The organism is Nocardia terpenica (genome assembly GCF_013186535.1).
Classification (GTDB): Bacteria; Actinomycetota; Actinomycetes; order Mycobacteriales; family Mycobacteriaceae; genus Nocardia; species Nocardia terpenica.
This window is the reverse complement of the sequence record NZ_JABMCZ010000005.1, coordinates 85,697-104,524: the sequence shown is the minus strand read 5'-3', so window position 1 is coordinate 104,524 and position 18,828 is coordinate 85,697. Positions and strand designations below refer to the sequence as shown.

Below are 18,828 nucleotides of genomic sequence, written 5' to 3'. Positions count from 1 at the left end.
ATGGCTTGTGTCCCAGTTCGACGGTGTGACCGGTGCGAACGAGATTATGGGTCGCCTCGATGAGGATCGGCGTTCCCTCGCGGAGCGAATCATCGTCGCGCTCGACCGGTACGGGATCATTCGCGATCGGGCACGAGATCGGTCCCACTCGCTGACAGCACACGAGTTGGATTGTCACGCCGGGGAGATCGCCCAGATCGCGCGGCATCGGGAGTCACCGGAGCAAAGGTTCGACGATTTCCGCAGCACCCCCATGGTCCTGATCGGCTCCGTCCACGCGGTATCTCCGGTGGTCCGACTCGCGCTCGACAGTGGGCTGCGCCGGCTCCGCGTGCTGGTGCCGGGTGGGATGTCGTGCGAGCCAGGCGATCTCGCCCGGTGCGCCGATGTCAGGATCATCGACGCCGGTGCACCCGGAATCGAAACGATTCGCCCGCTCCTCGCGGAATTCCCCGTCGTCGTTCACGTTTGCACCGCACACTCGGCGGATCTGCTGCGGCGACTCGACCGATTGTGCTGGGAGGAGCGGAAATATCTCGTTCCGGCGGTTGTGCTGGGAGACCAGGCGTGGATCGGTCCCGTCGGCCTCCCGGGCCACGAATGGACGCGATGGGCCGCGTTCTGGCAGCGGCACCGCACCACCGTCCCGGAGCAGCCTCGCCACTCGGATCCCACACTCGTTCAGCTCGAGCTCGTGGCGAACCACCTGCTGCTCCTGTGGTTTCGTCGAATCACCGGTATCGAGCAGGCGAGGGCGCCGGACGTGGTCCACCTCGAGTTCGGAGAACTCCGGAGTAGGAAACGAACCGTCGCACCGCATCCCCATGGGTTACCGCGGAGTCCGGAGACATCGACCGAAGTCGCCGCCAAGATCGGCGCGCTCTCCGATGCCGAGCCGCTGATCGAGCACGATTTCTACCGGAGCATTCGCCGCTACATCGATGAGCGGGTGGGAATCTTCGCCGACATCAGGGCGGCCCGTACCGATCCGCTCCCACTCCAGGTCGCCGAGGTGGTCGTTACCGACCCGCTGAAATCGTACCGGGCACAGCATGTTCCGGTCATCGTCCGCGGAGCGGGGCCCGACATGCTCCGCGCGCGCCTCGACGCGCTGCGCCGGGCCTGCGAACTCTACGCGTACCTCGTGGTGGACCCGCAGCGCCTGCACACTGCCGACGGAACACCCGCGTTTCTCGAATTCATGCCGGACGAGTGGGCCGCGGGTCGGCTCTGGGGGATGTCGCTCGGTACCGGACAGCCGTGCACCGTCCGCGCCGGAGATGCCTTCCCCCACCTCGTTTCGGGTCCGACCGCCACCACCCCGGTCGGCGTCGCGTCGGGGAACACCTTCTGTGAAGCCGTCGAGCGTGCCCTGATCGACCAGTGCGCGAGCCATGCCATCACCTCTGCGGAGACCGAGCAATCCCCACTGGATCTGTGGTCGCTGGAACTTCGCGGCATCGGATCGCACTACCGAAACCTTCTTCGCCTGTCGGGCGAGACGGTGCACGCGGTCCGGTTCACTCATGAGCTCGCCCCACCGGTCGTCCGATTGAGCAACAGTACCGTCGGTGATCTCTACTCGACCGGACGGTCCCTCGGCGAGGCGATCGGCCACGGAATCGAACAACTGCTCCTACACCGTCAATGCCAACGCCTCTCGCCGCCCGAAAGCCCTTGCCCGCCTGTAGGACACCGCATCGGGCAACCGGCCCCCGGCCCGCGGACGAGCGGCGCATCGACGCTCGGTAGGCGCCTGGTCGACCGGCTCACCCGCCGAGGTCTGCACCCGGTGGCGGTCACCCTGGATCACGATCCGGTACTGAGTCGGTTGCATCCGTTCGTGGTCAGAGTTCTGGTACTCCCGGATGCCGCGGAAGGCCCCGGCACATGCTGGTGATAGACGCCGCAGCACTATTGGGCCGGATCGCACCTCGGCTCGTGGACCGCTGGGGAGTGACTCTCGTCGGCGCCGAGGACGAGATCGGTATCGGCGACGGCGGTCTCATCATCGTGCGATCGGAGTGGAGCGAAGAACGCCTGCGCGAGACCAACGCTCGGTTCCCGGCGTGGTACCCGATGTGTATCGGTGACCGAATCTCGCTCGGTCCCTTGATGTCAGCAGGGTCGCGCGGGTGTCTGCTGTGCGCGGAGCGCCGTCAACCGGCCGCGCTGCCGATCGGCGCGGCCGCTGCCCTCCCGCTGCCGTGCTTCATCGATGACGTCCTGGGCAATGCCATGCACCGGCTCGTCGACCGACAGCTCGGGACCGGACCCGACCATCCTTCGATCATCGAGATCAGCCCCGACACACTGGAGGTGTCGCCGAGACACTTCCTCCCCGATCCGACGTGCCCCCTGTGTGCCGACCTGCCACTCGACAGCGCCGAGCGGGCGACGATCGAGGTGACATCACGAGCGAAGCCGTCGGCCACCACTTTCCGGGTGCGAGACAACCATGGCGTTCTCGGTTCTGGTTACACGGATCCGAAGGTCGGTGTGGTGGCAGGGCTGACGAGCCACATCACCACCCTCCTTCCGGCGGCGTCGGCACGTTTCGGCGCTCCCGGCAGCTCATCCTCGATATCGACGAGTTACGGCCAGGCCGGTGACCACAGGACGGCGACGATGCTCGCGGTCCTGGAAGGACTGGAACGCCGAGCGGGTATGCGCCCCATGGGGAAGCAGACCGTCGTCCGCGGAACATACGGCGAACTGCGAGCCCGCGCACTCGATCCGCGCGATCTGGGGCTGTATTCCGAGGAGCAGTACACGCTGCCGGGTTTCCCCTTCACGCGATTCGATGAGCACCTCCCGCTGGACTGGGTATGGGGCTATTCGCTCTTACGCAAGGAGCCGATCCTCGTGCCGGAGACGATGGCCTACTTCGGTTCCGGCGCGAGAGGCCCACGCCTGGTACGGGAAACCTCCAGCGGGTGCGCCGTCGGGAGCTGCCTCGAGGAAGCCGTCTTCCACAGTGTGATCGAGGTGATGGAGCGCGATACCGCCCTCAGGACCTGGTATTCGCGACCGAGCGTCCGGCAGATCGCCGTCGCGACCGTTCCGGACGAATGGATCCGGTTCGTGGTCGAGAGAATCCGCTGGCGCTGCGACTACGAGGTTCACCTGTTCGAGCTCCCCTCGGATGTCGGCTTGGCCACCTTCTGGGCCATGGCCGTCGAATCCGGCTCGTCCTCGTCGCGCCCCCACTCCCTGTCCGCCGTCGGTGCGGATCCGCATCCGCTCCGAGCCGTCCGCAGCGCCCTGCGCGAATTGGCCGGTCACATCGACTGGACCGACGACTGGGGTGAATCCAGCACACGATCGCGGCCTGCGGCGATGCTCGGTAACCCGTATCTGGTGGGTGAGGTGGAGGATCACCTTGCGCTCTACTGTCATCCCGACGCTTTCGAGCGCTTCGCGTTCCTGTTCACCGATGACGTTCGCCTCGACTGGAACAGCTCGTGGAGTAGCCGGAACTCCTGGCCCGATCACCTCGACCTGCGAGACGACCTGGGCGAGATGCTCGATCGGCTCCAGCGGTGTGGGCTGGACGCCATCGTGGTCGACCAGACCGGCGAGGAACTGCGGTCGGCCGACCTGGTCTGCGTGAAAACGCTTGTCCCCGGCGCCCTTCCCATGACCTTCGGGCACGCCTACCGGCGTACCACCGGCCTTCCGCGCCTCCACGGCGTTGCGGACGACCGCAACCCGCACCCACATCCGTTCGCGTAGAACGGTCACATGTAGCGCTGGTGAAAAACGAGTGAATAGTCGGACCGTCGCTTCGCCGCGCTAATTCTGCGCTAATTTTCTTTACCTCTCCGTTACTATATTCTCAGCTTCTTCTCAGCTTACTTCCGCATTCTCGATGCGACCAACCATCGGGGATACAGTGCGTTCCTTTGCTATTACCAGCTAGTGCTCGACATATCTGGAATATGAGAGAGGTTGTGGTCATATGGTCGTTGGTTTGTCCACCCACGGCGACGATAGGCGCGGCGTCGGGAGCCGACGCCGCCCGGTGCAGGCACGGGCGCTCGAGACGCGAGAGCAGATTGTGGAGGCGACCGCTCAGGTGCTGGCCCGGGAGGGTTACGACGGGTTGACCACGAATGCGGTCGCCGCTCGCGCCGGTGTCGGAGTCGGTACCCTGTACCGGTATTTCGTCGACAAAGACGACCTGTTCTCGGCCGTGCTGTCCCGGACCGGCGCACATATCCAGAACAGATTCGACACCATTTTCACGGTCAGATCGGCCGACAGCGAGGGCCGCGAGATTCGGCACGCGATCAACGCGATCGGCCTGGCCGTTCTCGACGCCGTATCCGAACATCGTGACGTGGTTCAGATCCTGACCCAGCAGGTGTCCGCGAGCAGCAATCTCCTGCTCGGTCCCGTCGAAGACGCGACGGCCCGCATTACCCGAGGGCTCTACTTCTCCCACCATCGACCGGGAACAGATTACGACCGCGGCGTCGTCGATCTCGTCATCGACACCGTCTCGGGCCTGCTCGCGTCAACATGCTTCAAACTCGCCGCCACCGACCACACCACCGACACCGCCCAAAAGACCGTCCACATTCTCACCAACTCCCTGAACCATGTGCTGACTCACGCAATCCATCAAGTCTCCCACCATCCCGCGACGGAGTAATAAACCACCGTGACACGGCCACAATTACGGCATGACGGAAAATCAGCTGCACTGTCACACATGTCCATTGCATTGAATATCGTCAGCCAATATGTGAAACGGTCATGATTACCGCGAAGAATGGCAGCCGCAATTTCACGAACGTCACGGCCCCCGCAGCAACCGGCGTAGTTCGTCGACGTCGGTCACGGTCGGTCCCTTGGCGAACACGCTCACCGGGCGCATACTGACCACGACCTCGCCCTGCGCTGGCAGATACTCGAACGACAAGTCCGACCCAACCACAGCGAGGTCCCTCGAACCTACTGCCGCACAAACGATCTCACCCGGCAGTTACGCGCAAAACCGCCGAATACGCGCTCAGGATTTTTCGGTGTTTCGCGGCCTATACCGTATTGTGCAATTCCGCAAAGCGCTGCGGCTCCGATTCTATGAATTGCCGGTATGCCGGGTTACGGAAGGCGAGCTTCCGATAACCGGCGCGGAGGAAGTCGTACTGAAAGCGGACGATGCTCTGGGGAGTGCCGGAGTGCCACGCGTAAAAGATGTGCCGCCGTACATCGATATCGAGCGGGCGGGTGACACACCCGGCGGGTGCGGGAACCCGTGCCTGAATCAGGGATACCGCATTGCACGCCTGTATCAGGTCCACCGCCGGCAGGGTCCTGCTGCGGTAGCGAATGTCGGGAACGAATCCGGCTTCTATACAGATCGCTATGAGCTCATCGCTGGATTCCGGTGCCTCGATCCATGCCTCGTCGCTCAGCGCATGCAGCCGGATCCGGCTGTGGGCGGCAAGCGGGTGCTGCTCGGACAGCATGACCCACACGGGTTCGTGGACGATTGTGCCGATCTCCACCTGCGCTGGCGGGACGACATTGTGAAACAGCGGATCGGCCCCCTGAACGGCGTCGAATCCGGCGCCGACAGCGGGCAGGGCCGTGCCCGGGATGCGGAGTTCGTATTCGACTCGCAGATGAGGGAAATGATGGTTCGTGGCCGCTGCCAATGAACACAGTTCCGGGATGGTGGTGGCGACCGTAAAGCGGATGTCGCCCCTCGTCACGTCGGCGACGGCGTGGTGCCAACTCTGCCGCAAACCCTGTACGTGCCGGAGCAGCCGGTGGCCCGGTTGCGATAATGTGACGCGCCGGGTGGAGCGGTGCAACAGCTCCACTCCGAGCATTCGCTCGAGTCTCCGTATTCGCGTGCTGAGTACGGGCTGGGTAAGGTGCATCCGCTCCGCGGCCTTGGTGAAACTCGCGTGTTTCGCGACCTCGCAGAATGCCGTCAGGTCGAGCCAGTCCATCTGTACCTCGGACATGTCGGCGCTCACTGCGCCGGTGACAACTTTCGTTCCTGTTGCTTGTCGACCCGTTTCGATATCTTCAGGAAAGCCTGCCAATGGTCCATCCTATTCGACGTACTATTCGACGTAGAACGCTCCAGCAATCTTTCGACCTCATACCACGGAGCAGGCATCGAGCATGCCTATCGATCCGATGGGGTTGTGCTACTGCATTACGCGAAGCGATTCAGCGATATCGAATTCGCTTCCTACCCCGCACCGGGAGGTTCCATCGAGAATGCCGAGAAATGCTTAGAGGATCCTGAGAGGATGGTAACGATAGAGTAAAGAAAATTAGCGCGAAATTAGCGCGCGATCTTAGGGAAGTTGATTCACGAATAGTTCACTGCCACTTCAAATATCGTTCGGGACAAGACATCCTTCGAGCGCAGCCGCGCCGCCGACTGGGCAGGGGAGGCGCAGATGCGCCCGGCGGTCGATGCCTACCGTCATTCCCGCAAGTCCGCCGCGCGCTCATGCAGTAAACGAAATCAATCAGCTCAATAATAATTGAGACTTATGAATACATTCTTGACGCGAGATAACCGAGCCGGGCAGACTCCATTGCCGTAGCTGCCAGATGGCTACTCAATGGGAAATACCCTGAGAAATGTGGAGGTATGCGTAATGCAGCAGGAATCGGTCTACGAGTCGCCCGTGCTTTTCAAGGTCGGCACTTTCGAGTACGACACCCAGGGCTGGTATGGCTCCCAGTGGGACGGCCCGACCGGACAGCGCGACTGATCCGCGTCGACTGATCGGAGAGCATAGTGTTCAGCCGCGGCACGAGTTGGTTCACGGTTTTTCCCGACAGGGATTCATGTCTCGCCGTGGCCGGATTACTGCGCTCGCGAGCCACCCACGTCGTCCACCACAATTCGGGGCGACCCTGGTTGATGGGGTGCTGGTCGACGGATGAGGTGGTCACCGCTCAGGCAGGCAGGACCCGTGTGGCGGTGATCGGCCAGAGCGCCGTCACCGCCGCACGGCTCGCCGAAACGGCGGGCCGCATGGGCGACATCGGCGATCTGGACCGGCTCGCTACGACATTGCCGGGCAGCTTCCACCTGGTGGCCGCCGTCGGTAACCGAATCCGGGTGCAGGGCAGTGCTTCCGGGTTCCGGCGGGTCTTCGCCACGACGGTCGGCGGCACGGTGATCGCCGCCGACCGCGCGGATGTGCTCGCCCGACTGGGCTCCGGCGAATTGGACAACCGTTGGCTGGCCGCCCGTTTGGTGGACCCGGGCATACCGCACCCGGCATGCGATGCCACCCCGTGGCGCGACGTGCGCGCTGTGCCCGCGGGCCATTATCTGCTGATCGAAGCCACCGGACGGAGCCGCGTCGTGCGGTGGTGGAGCCCGCCCGAGCCGAGCCTCTCGCTACCGGAAGGTGCCGCCGTGTTGCGCGAGGCCCTGGCGACCGCGGTATCCATTCGTCTCGATGCGGTCCCGGTGCAGGCGCCGATCGGCTGCGATCTGTCGGGGGGATTCGACTCCACGTCACTGTGTTTCCTGGCGAAGCCACGGTGGAACGACCTGATCGCCATCACCAGTACCAGCGTGGACGAGGGCGATGACGATGCGATGTGGGCGCAGGCCGCGGCTCGTGACCTTCCCGGTGTGCAACGGCTCGTGGTGGCGCCGGACCATCGCCCGCGGCAGTTCGCCGACATCCTGCGGCCCAGCGGGTCCGACGAGCCGTACCCCGGCCTGCGGGGACAGGCGCAGTCGTTGGCGCTGGCGGATCGGCTGGTCACCGGCGGCTGCACGGTCCAGCTCACCGGGCACGGCGGCGACGAGGTCGTCTGGACGCGCCGCGCCTACCTGTACGATCTGGCCCGCACCCGGCCATGGCTATTCTATCGGCACTTTCGCGGGCATCGGATTCTGCGCCGGTGGCCGGCGAGGTCCGCCGCGCGGGTGCTGTGCGACCGCCGCGACTACGCCGCGTGGCTCGGCGATGAGGCAGCACAGCTGCGCGCGCCTGCGCCGCCCGACGGCCCGGCCGGCTGGGGACCGCCGCTGCGCCTGCCGTTTTGGGCGACACCGGCCGCCGCCGAAGCGGCCGAGGCTCTGCTGGCCGTCGCCGCGGACGGTGCCGAGCCGCTGTCGTCGTCGCGAGGACAGCACGAGGCGCTCGCTCTCGTCCAGACCGCCGGCCGCTTCTCCCGCCTCGACGCGCAGGTGGTGGCGGAGGCCGGCCTGACGCGGGCGTGCCCATTCCTCGACGACCGTGTCGTCGAAGCGTGCCTGGCGGTACGGGCACACGAGCGCACCAGCCCCTGGCGGTACAAGCCGCTGCTGGCCGAGGCGATGCGCGGCATCGTCCCGGAGCCGCTGTTGCAACGCAGAACCAAGGCGGACACCGGTGTGGAGGTGGCTGCCGGATTCCGCCATCACGGGGCGGAACTGCTTGCGCTGTGCGACGACTCGCTGCTGGTCCGGTACGGCCTGGTGGACGCCCGCCGGTTGCGCACGGCGGTGTCCCAGGCGTGCGCCGGCGCCACGCTCCGCCCGGTTCTCGTGCAGACGCTTGCGTGCGAGACCTGGCTGCGTTCGATCAGCAGTGAAACCGACATCGGAAAAGGGTGAATATCGTGAACAACAAGGTATCGCCGCCGCCGGACGTTCCGGATCTGTTCAGCGACCCGTTCCACGGCGACCAATATTCCACGTATCGTTCGCTGCGCGAGCAGCAGTCCGTTTGCCGGGCGCAGTACACGACGGACAGCCCGGCGTGGCTTGTGACCACCTACGACGAGTCCAAGACCCTGCTGCAGGACAATCGCCTGCAGCGCAACGACTGCGGTATCGCCGCCGGGGAATCACTCCCGAAAGCCGCCATTCCCGAAGGCATCCAACGATACTTCGAAAACATTCTGGCTCGCCGCGATACACCGCACCACACACGGTTGCGCAAAGTGGTGGCGCGTCACTTCACCGCACAGCACGTCCGCGCCCTGCGACCCCGGATCACACGGGTAATCGACCAGGCCGTGGACCGGCTCGGCGAACACGACGGCAGCGTGGACCTGATGGAACACTTCGCCGATCCGCTACCCGCCCGGGTGCTGGGGGAACTACTCGATCTCGACCCGGAAGACCGCGATGATCTCGTCGTGCATACGCAGGCGGTGCGCACCAATCGTCCCGATCAGCCGGACGACCCGCTACGTCCCATGGTGGACTTCGCGTCCCGGCTGCTCCGACTGCGCCGGGAGAAGCCGGGTGACGACCTGGTATCGGACATGGTCCGGGCCCACGACGAAGGCCGGTTGGATGAGACCGAACTCCTCACTCTGCTCATTTCGCTGCTCCTGGCCGGTCTCGATGCGACGAGCAGCCTGATCGGTACCGCGGTCTACACCCTGCTCACTCATCCCCGGCAACTGGAGCTGCTCCGGAGACAACCCGCGCTGACCACTCCGGCGGTCGAGGAGGTGCTGCGGTACCGTTGCCCGCTCGAGCTGGCGGCCCGCCGCTTCACCCAGGAACCCGTGGAGGTCGACGGGGTGCGAATCCCGCAGGGCCAGACCGTCCAGGTCGTGCTCGCCGCGGCCAATCGCGACCCGCAGCGGTTCCCCGATCCGGACCGGTTCGATATCACGCGACAGGACACCTCGCACCTGGCGTTCGGCTACGGCGCACACTTCTGCGTCGGCGCCCCCCTGGGGCGAGCGGTCGCCGAGATCGCGCTGACGGCCCTCGTGCAGCGCTTCCCCGGTCTGGCCTTGGCCGCCTGTCCCGCCGAGATCACTTGGCGCCCTTCCTTTCTCCGCGCGCCCACCGAGCTTTCCGTTCGTCTCCGATGAGGGGTGGAAGCGAACAGATGTGGAGTTATGTCCGGGATGGTCGGCTGGTCCTGGTCCTTCTTCTGTTCCTGCAGTTCGCATCCCAAAGCGCCGCGCTGGTACAGCCGCTGGTGATCAACAAGGTCCTCGGTGCTCTCCAGTCCGGGGAGAGCCTGCGGACGCCCGTGGTGCTCATGGCAGTTGCCGCACTGTCCAGCATCGTGCTGTCGATGGTGGCCAAGTACGCGCTCGAACGCTTCGGCCACCGGCTGACCCTCGGTATCCGCCTGGACCTGGTGTCGCGCATTCTCCGTGCCCGCGTCCCGGATCTCGAGAACTGCTCGACCGGCGACACGCTGTCCCGCTTCGCGGGTGATACCACGCTCCTGCAAGGCGCTCTGTCGAGCGCGATGGTCAACATCCTGGCCGCGCCGCTGGCCCTCGCCGTGGCCTGCGTCCTGATGTCGACGATCGACCCGCTGATGCTCCTGGTCGTGCTGATGATGCTCGTGCCGGCCGCGGTCGCCGACTGGTTCTGCTGGAAACTGCTGTACCGGAGGACGGGGCGGCTGCAGGATCGACTCGGCCACATGATGGGTGCCCTGCAGCGGGTCATGGTGAGTTTCCGGACGGTCAAGGCGTTCGCCGTCGAGGATCGTGAGGAAGGGGTCCTTCGCGGCTACGCCGAGCAGGCGTATCGGACAGGCATCGAGGCCGCTCGGATCGAGGCGGTGGCCGACGGAATCGCCAAGGTCTCGATCGAGCTGGTGTTCCTCGCCGCTCTCGTGCTCGGCATCGCCCGAGTCTCCGCGGGTGCCCTCACCGTGCCCGAGCTGGTGGCGTTCCTGCTGTACGTGGTGTACCTCCGGAACCCGATCTCCCTGTTCGGCGGTGCGGCCTCCGTGCTGGCGGCGGGATTGGCGGCGATCCGGCGGATCGAGCAAATCCGTTGCCTCTCGGCCGAAGTGAGCGAGACCGACACAGTGGACGGGGCATCGCCGCACCCGCCCGGGGTCCGGCTGGAGGGGGTCGGTTTCACCTACGGCGGCAGGCGGATTCTGACCGACGTGTCCTTCGAGGCGCACCGTGGTCTCACGCTGCTCGTGGGTCCCTCGGGCGCAGGCAAGACCACCGTGCTCAGCTTGATCGAGCGATTCCACGAAGTGGAGCGAGGACGAATCCTCCTGGACCGGACCGACATTCGCCGCTATTCGCGACGGCATCTCCGCCACCGGATCGCCTACGTCGAACAGGATGCGGCCTTGCTCGGGGATACTGTCCGCGCGGCGTTGCGCTACGGTGCACCCGATGCGGGCACCACCGACGTGATGGCCGCCCTGCGGGCCGTCGACCTGCACGAGTGGATCGACTCGCTGCCCCAGGGGCTCGACACACCGGTTGGGGAGCGCGGTATCTCCATGTCCGGCGGTCAGCGGCAACGGATTGCGGTAGCGAGAGCTCTGCTGCGCAAGGCGGATGTCCTGATTCTCGACGAGGCAACCTCGCAGTTGGACGGTCGCACGGAACGGAAGCTGTTCCGAACCATCATCGGGGAAGCCAGAATCCGCACCGTCATCGCCGTGACACACCGGCTGAGCGTGGCCACGGATGCTCGACAGATTGTGGTCCTGGATCAGGGCCGGGTGCATGCGATCGGCCCGCATCACCAGCTGTTGCAGACCAGCGAGCTGTACCGGCAGCTGACCGCCGGAACCGCGGAGAACGTGCCCCGGCATCCCCCAACTGTCGTTCCCAACTTCTCCTGACCGGAAGAGATGAGTACAGATGACGATTTTTGCAGTGCGTCGAGGCGTATCGATGACAACCGACGACGAGGGCACGGTGCTCCTCGATGAGCACACCGGCGCCTACTGGCAGCTCAATTCCAGCGGCTCGCTCGTGCTGAGCATTCTCCTGGCCGGTGGCACACCGCAGGAGGCCACGAAGCAGTTGGCCGACCGCTACGCCATCGACCACGGCCGCGCGGCCCACGACGTCACCGATCTGGTGAACCATCTGCGAGAAGCGGGACTGGTGACCATATGAGCGGGCCCGTCGTCCTCCCCCTCGACGCCGAGCCACGGCTACGCCGTCGCCTCGTGGCACATCTGGCAATCGCTGCCGCCCGCCTGTTGGCCCACCAGCCACCCCGTCGTATCCGCGCCGTCCTGACGGTGGTGCGGGTCGGCGCGGCACCCGCAACACCCGCCCAGGCGCTCGCAGCACGTGACACCGTGACCGGCACGAGCATGATGTGCGCGGGCCCGTACTGCTTGCCCCGCTCCCTGGCCACCGCACTGCTCTGCCGACTCCATGGCACCTGGCCCACATGGTGTGCCGGGGTGCGCACCGGCCCCTTCGCCGCCCACGCCTGGGTTGAGGTCGACAGCGAGCCGATAGGGGAACCGACCAGCGCCGGATACTACCGCGCCCTCATGACCGTGCCCCCGCTGACGACCGGTTCGGCCGTCGCACACAGGCTTTCGGCACCCGTACGGCTCGGGGGCTGTAGATAGTGCGCCGAACCGTGGGTGCCTGCCGCCGCTTCTGCAACGCGGGCACGCACCTTGGGGATGTACTGGGCGAAAGTGGGTGCGGCTGGCCGGATGTCGAGCAGCCGCCCTGCGGCTGAACCCGGGCAGCGACCACCGACGGCCGGGGTGTGACAGGGCGATACGGCGGCAGGTAGCCGACTTGGGAAGATGCGACAAACCCGCTGGCGAGCGGGTCGTCAGGAGTGTGTTCAAGCGCGCTTTGACACGCGCCACGGAAATCCTTATTGGGTAAAGAGAACTGTGTCCGAGGGGGGACTCAGACACCCTGAACCTTCCTCCAGCAAGGCTGGAGGTGTTCATGTGGATGACGGTAGCCCTCGGATCGGCAGGCGGTCAAGCAGGCCAGGTGTTCCTCATGTGCCTGTACGTGCCCGCCGCGTGGCCTCGGGTGGTGAGCGGTGATGGCGACCAGCAGCCAGGACCGCCGCCCGCGGCGGCCGAATCGGACGCTGTGGTTTACAGCGCGCATGGGTGGCGCTGGTCTGCGTCGGCGCGCCGAGGGGCGCACGCCGACGCCGACTATTCGGACCGTGACCGAGTCGCGTCACCGACACCGCCGTGGCCCGGCTCAGCGGGCGGCAGCGTCCGGGAATCTGCGGGGCGCGTCGTCCGAAACGAGCAGCCGATGCAACCGGTCCAGTGCCTGGATCAGTTCGTGGCGCTCGACGGCGGTCACACCCGACAAGGCTTGCGCGAGAGTGAGGTCGGCTCGATCGACCCGGCGCTGCGCGCCCGCGGCCTTCACTTCGTCGGTGAGCTCCGCCAGGGTCTTGCGACCGTCGGCCGGATCGGCGGTGGTGCGCGCCCAACCCCGATCGACGAACTCACGCGCACTGGTCGACACCCGACTCTGCGCCAAACCCGCCCGCCCCGCGATTTCGCTGATGCTGCTGTGCCCGTTGAGGAACAGATCCTGCAGCACCAGAAACTGCGCCGGCGCCAGGCCGAACTCGTCGGCGCCGATCTCGGCCAGCGCGATCTCGGCCGGCCGTCGGCCGAGTTGCGTCCCTGTCACTCGGCGCAGTAGCGCGCCGGATCGGCGCGGACGCCAGCGGCAAGTGGCCGCGCGCGGGAAGTGGACAACCGTTGCCCGACAGCGCGATCCACAGTGATGCTCTGCCGGGTGTCCAAGTGCCGGACGGCAGCCTCGTATCGGCAGGTGGTCAAGCACTGAGTCGGCGGATATCCGCCAAGGCTGCTGCCTGCACCTGGTCAGACCAATGGTGCGTCGGCGGATCCGGCAATGGGATACCGGCCGACGAAATCCCGGATGGTTCGTGCGACGAGGCACGGATTCTCCAGCGGCAGTGCGTGGCTGAGACCAGGCAGGGTCAGCCGGACGGCATTACGGAGCCGACCGGCGAGCGCTCGGTTGCGGGCGCGATAGGGGCTGCCGAGATACTCACCTGCACCGCCGTCCACCAGCAGTGCGGGTTGTTCGAGGGTCTCCAGGCCGACCGCGTCCCAGCCGACCAGTGCGGCCATTTCGCACTCGAAGAAGTACCCGCCGCTGCGGACCGACTCCGCCAGGCCGGCGACACCTAGGGCCCGGCTGAGCACATCGCGATAACCCGGGCTCATCACACTACCCAGGAACAGGTCGAAAGCCCGGTCCAGATCCCCGCTTCGGGCCGCCGCGATGGCATCGGCTATCACTTGGCCGCGGGGCTCGTCGGGGGCAGCCGGAGCCGCCGGTTCCAGCAACACCATCGACCGCACCAGCCGCGGGTGCGAGGCGGCCAGTTGCAGCGCGATGGTTGCGCCGCTGGAATGACCCACCACATGGGCCTGCTCGATCCCCGTCGAGCCCAGGACTTCGGCGAGATGTTCGGCGTGGTCGGCCAGGCCGAGGGTGTGGCTCAGGTCCCGGCTGCGGCCGTAGCCTGCTCGGTGGGTGCGCAGGACCCGGTACTCGGGCAGCATCCGGGCAACCGGCGCGAACCAGTCGGCACCGAAGGATGCGTGCACCAACAGAATCGGCTCACCGTCGCCCTCGTCCCAGAACGCGATGTCCGCATTCCCCAATCGAAGATGCTCGACCATGACTCGTCCCTAATCGTTGGACAGTTGCCGGTCCAGGAAGGAGCTCACAATCCGGAAGTACTCCTCCGGCTGCTCGAGCTCGATCAGGTGCCCGCCCTCGGCGATTACGGCCAGCTCCGCCCCGGGCACGCCGGCAGCGATCTCCTCCGATAGCGGTTGCGGTGTGCATGCGTCATGATCGCCGCACAGCACCAGTGTCGGCTGCCGGATGTCACCCAGCTTCGCCAAAGCGTCGTGGGCGATGATCATCTCGGTACGTTGCACAGCGATCCGATGATCCTGCGGTTCTACGGGATTCGCCAGGATCCGGTCGATCCACGCCTGCACGCGCTCGGGATGCTCGCGGGTGTAGCGCGGGGCGAACAGGAACACCGCGTAGAGGTTGTAGATGGTTTCCCGGTCGGATTCGGCGAGCAGCGTGCGGCGCACTGCGAACTCACGCTTGGTGTAGGCGTCGAAGCGGGCGAAGCTCGACGACATCACGAGTGAACGGACCGCATCCGGGTGGTTCAGCGCCATGTACTGGGCGATCGCACCGCCGGTCGACTCGCCGACGACGTGGACCGGCCCCAGGTCGAGATGCTCGACCAGGGCGGCCATGTCCGCGGCGAGTTGCTCGGTCGCGTGACCGTCGGTGGTGCGCGTGGTGCGCCCCGTGCCGCGCTGGTCGGGCAGGATCACGTAGTAGCGCTCGGCGAAGCGCTCGACCTGCGGCCCCCAGCTGGCGCCGATTCCGCCCAGCCCGGAGATGAGCAGTACCGGCGGGTCGACCGGGTTGCCGTGGAGTTCGTAGTACTGGTTGATGCCGTGAGCGGTGAAATTGGCCATGACTACCCTTAAAACGGAACTGAGCTGTTGCGTTTCGTAATCCTAGGTACGTCGATCACAGAACGCAACAGTTCTGTTCCGTTATAGGATTGGGCGCATGCCCACCACTGAACGCACCGCCGGCCGCAAGCGCGATCCCCGCACCGACGTCGCCGCCATCGACGCGGTCCTCGACCTCGTCGCCGCGGGCGCGTCGCTGTCCGGGCTGTCGCTGGTGACCATTGCCGATTACGCGGGCGTGTCCCGCAATTCGCTGTACCGGCGTTGGAAGACCAAGCAGGAACTGTACTTCGACGTCCTCGACGCGATCAACAAGCCGATGCCGCCGTTCGACGGCCCGAGCGCCCGCCAGAACCTCGCCGGATTCCTCGCTGTCCTGATCGAACGCACCCTCGACCCCCGAGCCAGCGCAGTGCTGCGGTCACTGCTTGCAGAGGCCACCAGCTTCCCCGAGCTCTACGCCCGCTACTTCGACCAGGTCGTGGAGCCGCGGCGCGAGGTCGGACGGCGGATCCTGCGGCAGGGCATCGCCGTCGGCGAGCTCGATCCGGGCATCGATGTCGAGCTCGTTCGCGAGGTTCTCGTCGCACCCGCTCTCGCCCGGCTCAACTCCGGCTCTGCTGAGGGTCTCGATCCGGAGCAAACCGGCCGCCGGATCGTCGATCTGCTCTATCACGGCATCCGGCGCGACCAGGCCACCTCGACATGAGCGGTGCCCAACCCTATCTGGGTGAATCTTTGCCCACCCGCGCCCTGCAGGCGCGACGCAGTTGGATGCAAGCCGTCAGCACGCGATAGTCGACGCCCAGCAAAGCCGCCCGCGACGGCGCTACCGGGGTGGAGTGAGGGGGAGATGGACGGGCGGCGGGAGCGCAGTCACAGCCGGGTGGGCCTGGAAGGATTGGATGATCAGCGCGGTGAATCGGCGGGAGGCGGCAAGAGTGGCCGCGGGAGTGCCGGTGCGGATGCCGTGGTTGGCCATCATCGCGAGGAGGAAGTCCTCCACGACGAAGTCGGCGCGGAGTTCGCCGGATTCCTTTGCGCGCCGGATGAGTTCGAGCAGGGCCCGCACGGTGCGATCGCGGTCGGTGCCGAACGTGCGGGCCTGCGTGGGGAATTCGGTGGTGAAGGCGGTGGCGAAGCCGCGGTCGAGGGCGTGCATCTCCAGTATCTTCTCGACCACCAGGCGGAAGCCCTGCCAGGCGTCGGCGCTGGCCAACCCCTCCTGTACGACGGCTGTGCAGGCGGTCATCTGTTCGGCGAACGCCGCTGTGACCAGGGCTTCCTTCGTCGGGAAGCGGCGATACAGGGTGGCTGCCCCGACACGGGCCCGTCGCGCGATCTCGCGCATCGGCACGTCCAAACCCTCGGTCGCGAATACGTTCCGCGCTACTGCGAGGATGCGTTCGCGGTTGTCGCGGGCATCCGAACGCAGCATGTGGGGCACTTGTTCGTCCACCCCTCTCACTTCAGTTATCCGGGCGCGGTGTTCGGTTACCGTCCGAAGTTATGAAAGCTGTTCAGTTTCACTGGTACGGACCGCCCAGCGTACTGCGGGTTTGTGACATCGAGGCGCCGCACGCCGGCCCGGGAGAGATCCGGATCCGGGTCACGGCATCCGGAGTGACGCCCAGTGAGACGGCCCTGCGGGCGGGTGGGCTGCGTGAGCGGGTGCCTCTTACGTTGCCGCACACAACGGGTTTCGACGCGGCTGGGGTGGTCGACGAGGTTGGTAGCGGTGTCACCGATGTCGGTGCCGGTGACGAAGTGTTCGGCGTCACAGCGAGCGCTCGGCTGGGCGGAACCAATGCCGAGTACGCCGTCCTGGCTGCCTGGGCACCGAAACCGTCGACCTGGAGCTGGGAGGAGGCTGGGGGCGCGGCCGCCAATGTCGAGACTGCGACGCGGGTCCTGGATCGCCTCGGGGTCGCGTCCGGCCACACCGTACTGATCCAGGGCGCGGCCGGTGGGGTAGGAACGACTGCCGTCCAACTCGCCGTCGCCCGCGGTGCCACCGTCATCGGTACCGCGAGCGAGCGCAACCACCGGTTCCTGCGCTTGTTGGGCGCGACGCCCACCACTTACGGGCAGCGCCTGGCCGATCGCGTGCGGGCACTGGCTCCGGCCGGGGTGGACGCGGTATTCGATTGCGCCGGAGGCGCGTTGCCGGATCTACTCGCCATCGCCGGAGATGCGAAACGGGTGGTGACGATCGCAGACTTCGACGCGGCGAACTATGGGGTGCACCTGTCGACCACCGCCGGAGGAGCCGACGCCGACCCGCCGGCATTGCACGGACTGCGGACCGCCGCGGCACTCGGCGAGGGGGATCGGTTACGGATTCCGCTGGCGGCGGCATTCCCGCTCGCCGAGGCCGCTGCCGCCCACGAGCTGAGTGAGAGCCGCCATGCCCGCGGAAAGATTGTGCTGCGCAACTGATTCCGATTGCTCAGGCGCTGTTGCCCGCTGCCGGAGAGCGGCCCCCGGCCGTCATGAAGAGTGCGCGTGCAGGGGGCGGAGGCGTTGTGCTGCCGGGTGGTTCAGCCGATATGACTCCGCGCGGCCGGTAGTGAGGCCCTGGAGTGGTGGGTGGGACAGCTTGGCCCAGGCTGGCGGAGACGACTCGAGGCAGGCTTGCTGGTATCGCCGCGCCGATGGGGCCATCGCCCGGAAAGTCTTCCAATTGCTCGCTGACAAGCAAAGAGCCGAACGTGAACAACGTTGATTTGTATAGTTATTTGGTGCACGAGCTCCACCAGTTCGGTGTGTTGCTTCGGGAGTGGCGCGGGCGCGCCTCCCCGGGCGGAGTGGGGTGCACCGGCCAGAATGGTTCCCGCCGCACGCCCGGTCTGCGGCGCGAGGAACTGGCCGAGCTCAGTCTGGTGTCGGCGGACTACATCAAACGTCTCGAACAGGGCCGCGCCCGGCCATCGCTGCAAGTGCTCCGAGCGGTTGCCGATGCGCTGGGCCTGTCCCGGGCCGAGTACGAGCATTTGTGCATCCTCACCGGCCATGCGGTGGCGCAGCCGGGGCGGGTCGACCGGCGTATCCGTCCGGCCACGCGGCAGCTGCTCGATCGTCTCGACGATGTGGCCGTGGGTGTGTTCGACGCGACATGGACACTGTTGTCCTACAACACACTTGGTGACGAACTGTGCGGTGATCCGGCTGCGCTCGGTCCGCGCGACCGCAATATGGTGTGGCGGTACTTCACCAACACCACCAACTGCGTTGCCGATTCGCGGCGCCAGGAGCTGGAGTACGAGGCATCGCTGGTAGCCGATTTGCGCGAGACCGCCAGCCGTTACCCGACCGACCCTGGTCTCACTGCTCTCATCGCCGACCTGATGAAACAGAGCCCGCGATTCGCCGAGCTCTGGGTCACCGGCGCCACAGCCAAATTCGCGCATCGGCGCGGGTCCATCGATCACCCCGAATTGGGTCTGATCCACACCGATGGCCACGTCCTGACAGTTCCCGAGGGTGATTTGAAGCTGTACCTCTTCACCGTCGAGCCCGGGTCGTCCGACGCCCGTAAAGTCGCCGAGCTTGCCGCCCGCGCGAAATCAGCGCGATGACACCGCAGTTCCAGTATCCGCATTTC

Annotated in this window: 18 protein-coding genes; 12 read left to right on the top strand and 6 right to left on the bottom strand. The window is 66.1% G+C overall.

What is annotated here, in order from left to right:
• The first annotated feature begins 46 nt into the window (after window positions 1-46).
• From HPY32_RS36340 to HPY32_RS36330, 3 genes are all read left to right on the top strand, one after another.
• On the top strand, window positions 47-1,900 hold the full coding sequence (locus tag HPY32_RS36340; RefSeq protein ID WP_156674495.1) for a hypothetical protein: 1,854 nt from the start codon (window positions 47-49) through the stop codon (window positions 1,898-1,900).
• Complete coding sequence (locus tag HPY32_RS36335; protein ID WP_082871447.1) at window positions 1,891-3,735, top strand: TOMM precursor leader peptide-binding protein; 1,845 nt, start codon at window positions 1,891-1,893, stop codon at window positions 3,733-3,735. Before HPY32_RS36340 ends, HPY32_RS36335 begins: the two co-directional genes overlap by 10 nt.
• A 226-nt stretch (window positions 3,736-3,961) precedes the next feature.
• Complete coding sequence (locus HPY32_RS36330; protein ID WP_082871448.1) at window positions 3,962-4,657, top strand: TetR/AcrR family transcriptional regulator; 696 nt, start codon at window positions 3,962-3,964, stop codon at window positions 4,655-4,657.
• Between the two features lie 144 nt (window positions 4,658-4,801).
• Here HPY32_RS36330 and HPY32_RS36325 read toward each other — a convergent pair whose 3' ends face one another.
• Complete coding sequence (locus tag HPY32_RS36325; protein WP_156674496.1) at window positions 4,802-4,942, bottom strand: hypothetical protein; 141 nt, start codon at window positions 4,940-4,942, stop codon at window positions 4,802-4,804.
• A 100-nt stretch (window positions 4,943-5,042) separates the two neighbouring features.
• Window positions 5,043-6,062 (bottom strand): LysR family transcriptional regulator, encoded by a 1,020-nt coding sequence (locus tag HPY32_RS36320; RefSeq protein WP_156674497.1) that lies wholly within the window; start codon window positions 6,060-6,062, stop codon window positions 5,043-5,045.
• 570 nt (window positions 6,063-6,632) lie between these two features.
• Between HPY32_RS36320 and HPY32_RS36315 the strand changes: the two genes are divergently transcribed.
• From HPY32_RS36315 to HPY32_RS36290, 6 genes are all read left to right on the top strand, one after another.
• Window positions 6,633-6,749 carry a lasso RiPP family leader peptide-containing protein gene (locus HPY32_RS36315; protein ID WP_171983241.1) on the top strand — a complete coding sequence of 39 codons (117 nt, stop codon included), beginning with the start codon at window positions 6,633-6,635 and terminating at the stop codon, window positions 6,747-6,749.
• A gap of 206 nt (window positions 6,750-6,955) precedes the next feature.
• Window positions 6,956-8,599, top strand: a complete 1,644-nt coding sequence (locus tag HPY32_RS36310) for an asparagine synthase-related protein (RefSeq protein WP_171983240.1) — start codon at window positions 6,956-6,958, stop codon at window positions 8,597-8,599.
• 5 nt (window positions 8,600-8,604) lie between these two features.
• The gene (locus HPY32_RS46340) at window positions 8,605-9,819 is read left to right on the top strand and encodes a cytochrome P450 family protein (protein ID WP_156674500.1); all 1,215 of its coding nucleotides are present in this window, start codon (window positions 8,605-8,607) and stop codon (window positions 9,817-9,819) included.
• Window positions 9,820-9,836: 17 nt separating this feature from the next.
• Window positions 9,837-11,564, top strand: coding sequence for an ABC transporter ATP-binding protein (locus tag HPY32_RS36300; protein ID WP_171983239.1), 1,728 nt, complete (start codon window positions 9,837-9,839; stop codon window positions 11,562-11,564).
• A 52-nt stretch (window positions 11,565-11,616) separates the two neighbouring features.
• Complete coding sequence (locus tag HPY32_RS36295) at window positions 11,617-11,844, top strand: lasso peptide biosynthesis PqqD family chaperone (protein ID WP_197696517.1); 228 nt, start codon at window positions 11,617-11,619, stop codon at window positions 11,842-11,844.
• On the top strand, window positions 11,841-12,314 hold the full coding sequence (locus HPY32_RS36290; protein WP_082871451.1) for a lasso peptide biosynthesis B2 protein: 474 nt from the start codon (window positions 11,841-11,843) through the stop codon (window positions 12,312-12,314). The genes HPY32_RS36295 and HPY32_RS36290 overlap by 4 nt, the downstream gene beginning before the upstream one ends.
• 607 nt (window positions 12,315-12,921) lie before the next feature.
• Here HPY32_RS36290 and HPY32_RS36285 read toward each other — a convergent pair.
• The 3 genes from HPY32_RS36285 to HPY32_RS36275 all read right to left on the bottom strand — a co-directional run bounded on the left by HPY32_RS36285 (window position 12,922) and on the right by HPY32_RS36275 (window position 15,224).
• On the bottom strand, window positions 12,922-13,368 hold the full coding sequence (locus tag HPY32_RS36285) for a MarR family winged helix-turn-helix transcriptional regulator (protein WP_067588833.1): 447 nt from the start codon (window positions 13,366-13,368) through the stop codon (window positions 12,922-12,924).
• Window positions 13,369-13,565: 197 nt separating this feature from the next.
• A complete protein-coding gene (locus HPY32_RS36280; protein ID WP_067588835.1) occupies window positions 13,566-14,396 on the bottom strand; it encodes an alpha/beta fold hydrolase in 831 nt (276 codons plus the stop codon).
• Window positions 14,397-14,405: 9 nt separating this feature from the next.
• Window positions 14,406-15,224 carry an alpha/beta fold hydrolase gene (locus HPY32_RS36275; protein WP_067588837.1) on the bottom strand — a complete coding sequence of 273 codons (819 nt, stop codon included), beginning with the start codon at window positions 15,222-15,224 and terminating at the stop codon, window positions 14,406-14,408.
• 97 nt (window positions 15,225-15,321) lie between these two features.
• Here HPY32_RS36275 and HPY32_RS36270 point away from each other — a divergent pair, with 97 nt between their 5' ends.
• Entirely contained in the window at window positions 15,322-15,933 is a 612-nt protein-coding gene (locus tag HPY32_RS36270; RefSeq protein WP_067588839.1) for a TetR/AcrR family transcriptional regulator, read from the top strand.
• Window positions 15,934-16,053: 120 nt separating this feature from the next.
• Here the strand turns inward: HPY32_RS36270 and HPY32_RS36265 are convergent, their stop codons facing one another.
• A complete protein-coding gene (locus HPY32_RS36265) occupies window positions 16,054-16,662 on the bottom strand; it encodes a TetR/AcrR family transcriptional regulator (RefSeq protein WP_082871850.1) in 609 nt (202 codons plus the stop codon).
• Between the two features lie 71 nt (window positions 16,663-16,733).
• Between HPY32_RS36265 and HPY32_RS36260 the strand changes: the two genes are divergently transcribed.
• The gene (locus tag HPY32_RS36260; protein ID WP_067588843.1) at window positions 16,734-17,663 is read left to right on the top strand and encodes an NADP-dependent oxidoreductase; all 930 of its coding nucleotides are present in this window, start codon (window positions 16,734-16,736) and stop codon (window positions 17,661-17,663) included.
• 215 nt (window positions 17,664-17,878) lie between these two features.
• Window positions 17,879-18,802: a helix-turn-helix domain-containing protein gene (locus HPY32_RS36255; RefSeq protein WP_082871453.1), complete on the top strand. Its 924-nt coding sequence runs from the start codon at window positions 17,879-17,881 to the stop codon at window positions 18,800-18,802.
• The last annotated feature ends 26 nt before the right edge of the window (window positions 18,803-18,828 follow it).

Excerpts from the sequence above, each read along its gene's own strand:
- HPY32_RS36340 (WP_156674495.1), top strand. The coding sequence starts at position 47 with ATGGGTCGCCTCGATGAGGATCGGCGTTCCCTCGCGGAGCGAATCATC.
- HPY32_RS36335 (WP_082871447.1), top strand. The coding sequence starts at position 1,891 with ATGCTGGTGATAGACGCCGCAGCACTATTGGGCCGGATCGCACCTCGG.
- HPY32_RS36330 (WP_082871448.1), top strand. The coding sequence starts at position 3,962 with ATGGTCGTTGGTTTGTCCACCCACGGCGACGATAGGCGCGGCGTCGGG.
- HPY32_RS36315 (WP_171983241.1), top strand. The coding sequence starts at position 6,633 with ATGCAGCAGGAATCGGTCTACGAGTCGCCCGTGCTTTTCAAGGTCGGC.
- HPY32_RS36300 (WP_171983239.1), top strand. The coding sequence starts at position 9,837 with ATGTGGAGTTATGTCCGGGATGGTCGGCTGGTCCTGGTCCTTCTTCTG.
- HPY32_RS36295 (WP_197696517.1), top strand. The coding sequence starts at position 11,617 with ATGACAACCGACGACGAGGGCACGGTGCTCCTCGATGAGCACACCGGC.
- HPY32_RS36290 (WP_082871451.1), top strand. The coding sequence starts at position 11,841 with ATGAGCGGGCCCGTCGTCCTCCCCCTCGACGCCGAGCCACGGCTACGC.
- HPY32_RS36280 (WP_067588835.1), bottom strand. The coding sequence starts at position 14,396 with ATGGTCGAGCATCTTCGATTGGGGAATGCGGACATCGCGTTCTGGGAC.
- HPY32_RS36275 (WP_067588837.1), bottom strand. The coding sequence starts at position 15,224 with ATGGCCAATTTCACCGCTCACGGCATCAACCAGTACTACGAACTCCAC.
- HPY32_RS36270 (WP_067588839.1), top strand. The coding sequence starts at position 15,322 with ATGCCCACCACTGAACGCACCGCCGGCCGCAAGCGCGATCCCCGCACC.
- HPY32_RS36265 (WP_082871850.1), bottom strand. The coding sequence starts at position 16,662 with ATGCTGCGTTCGGATGCCCGCGACAACCGCGAACGCATCCTCGCAGTA.
- HPY32_RS36260 (WP_067588843.1), top strand. The coding sequence starts at position 16,734 with ATGAAAGCTGTTCAGTTTCACTGGTACGGACCGCCCAGCGTACTGCGG.
- HPY32_RS36255 (WP_082871453.1), top strand. The coding sequence starts at position 17,879 with ATGGGGCCATCGCCCGGAAAGTCTTCCAATTGCTCGCTGACAAGCAAA.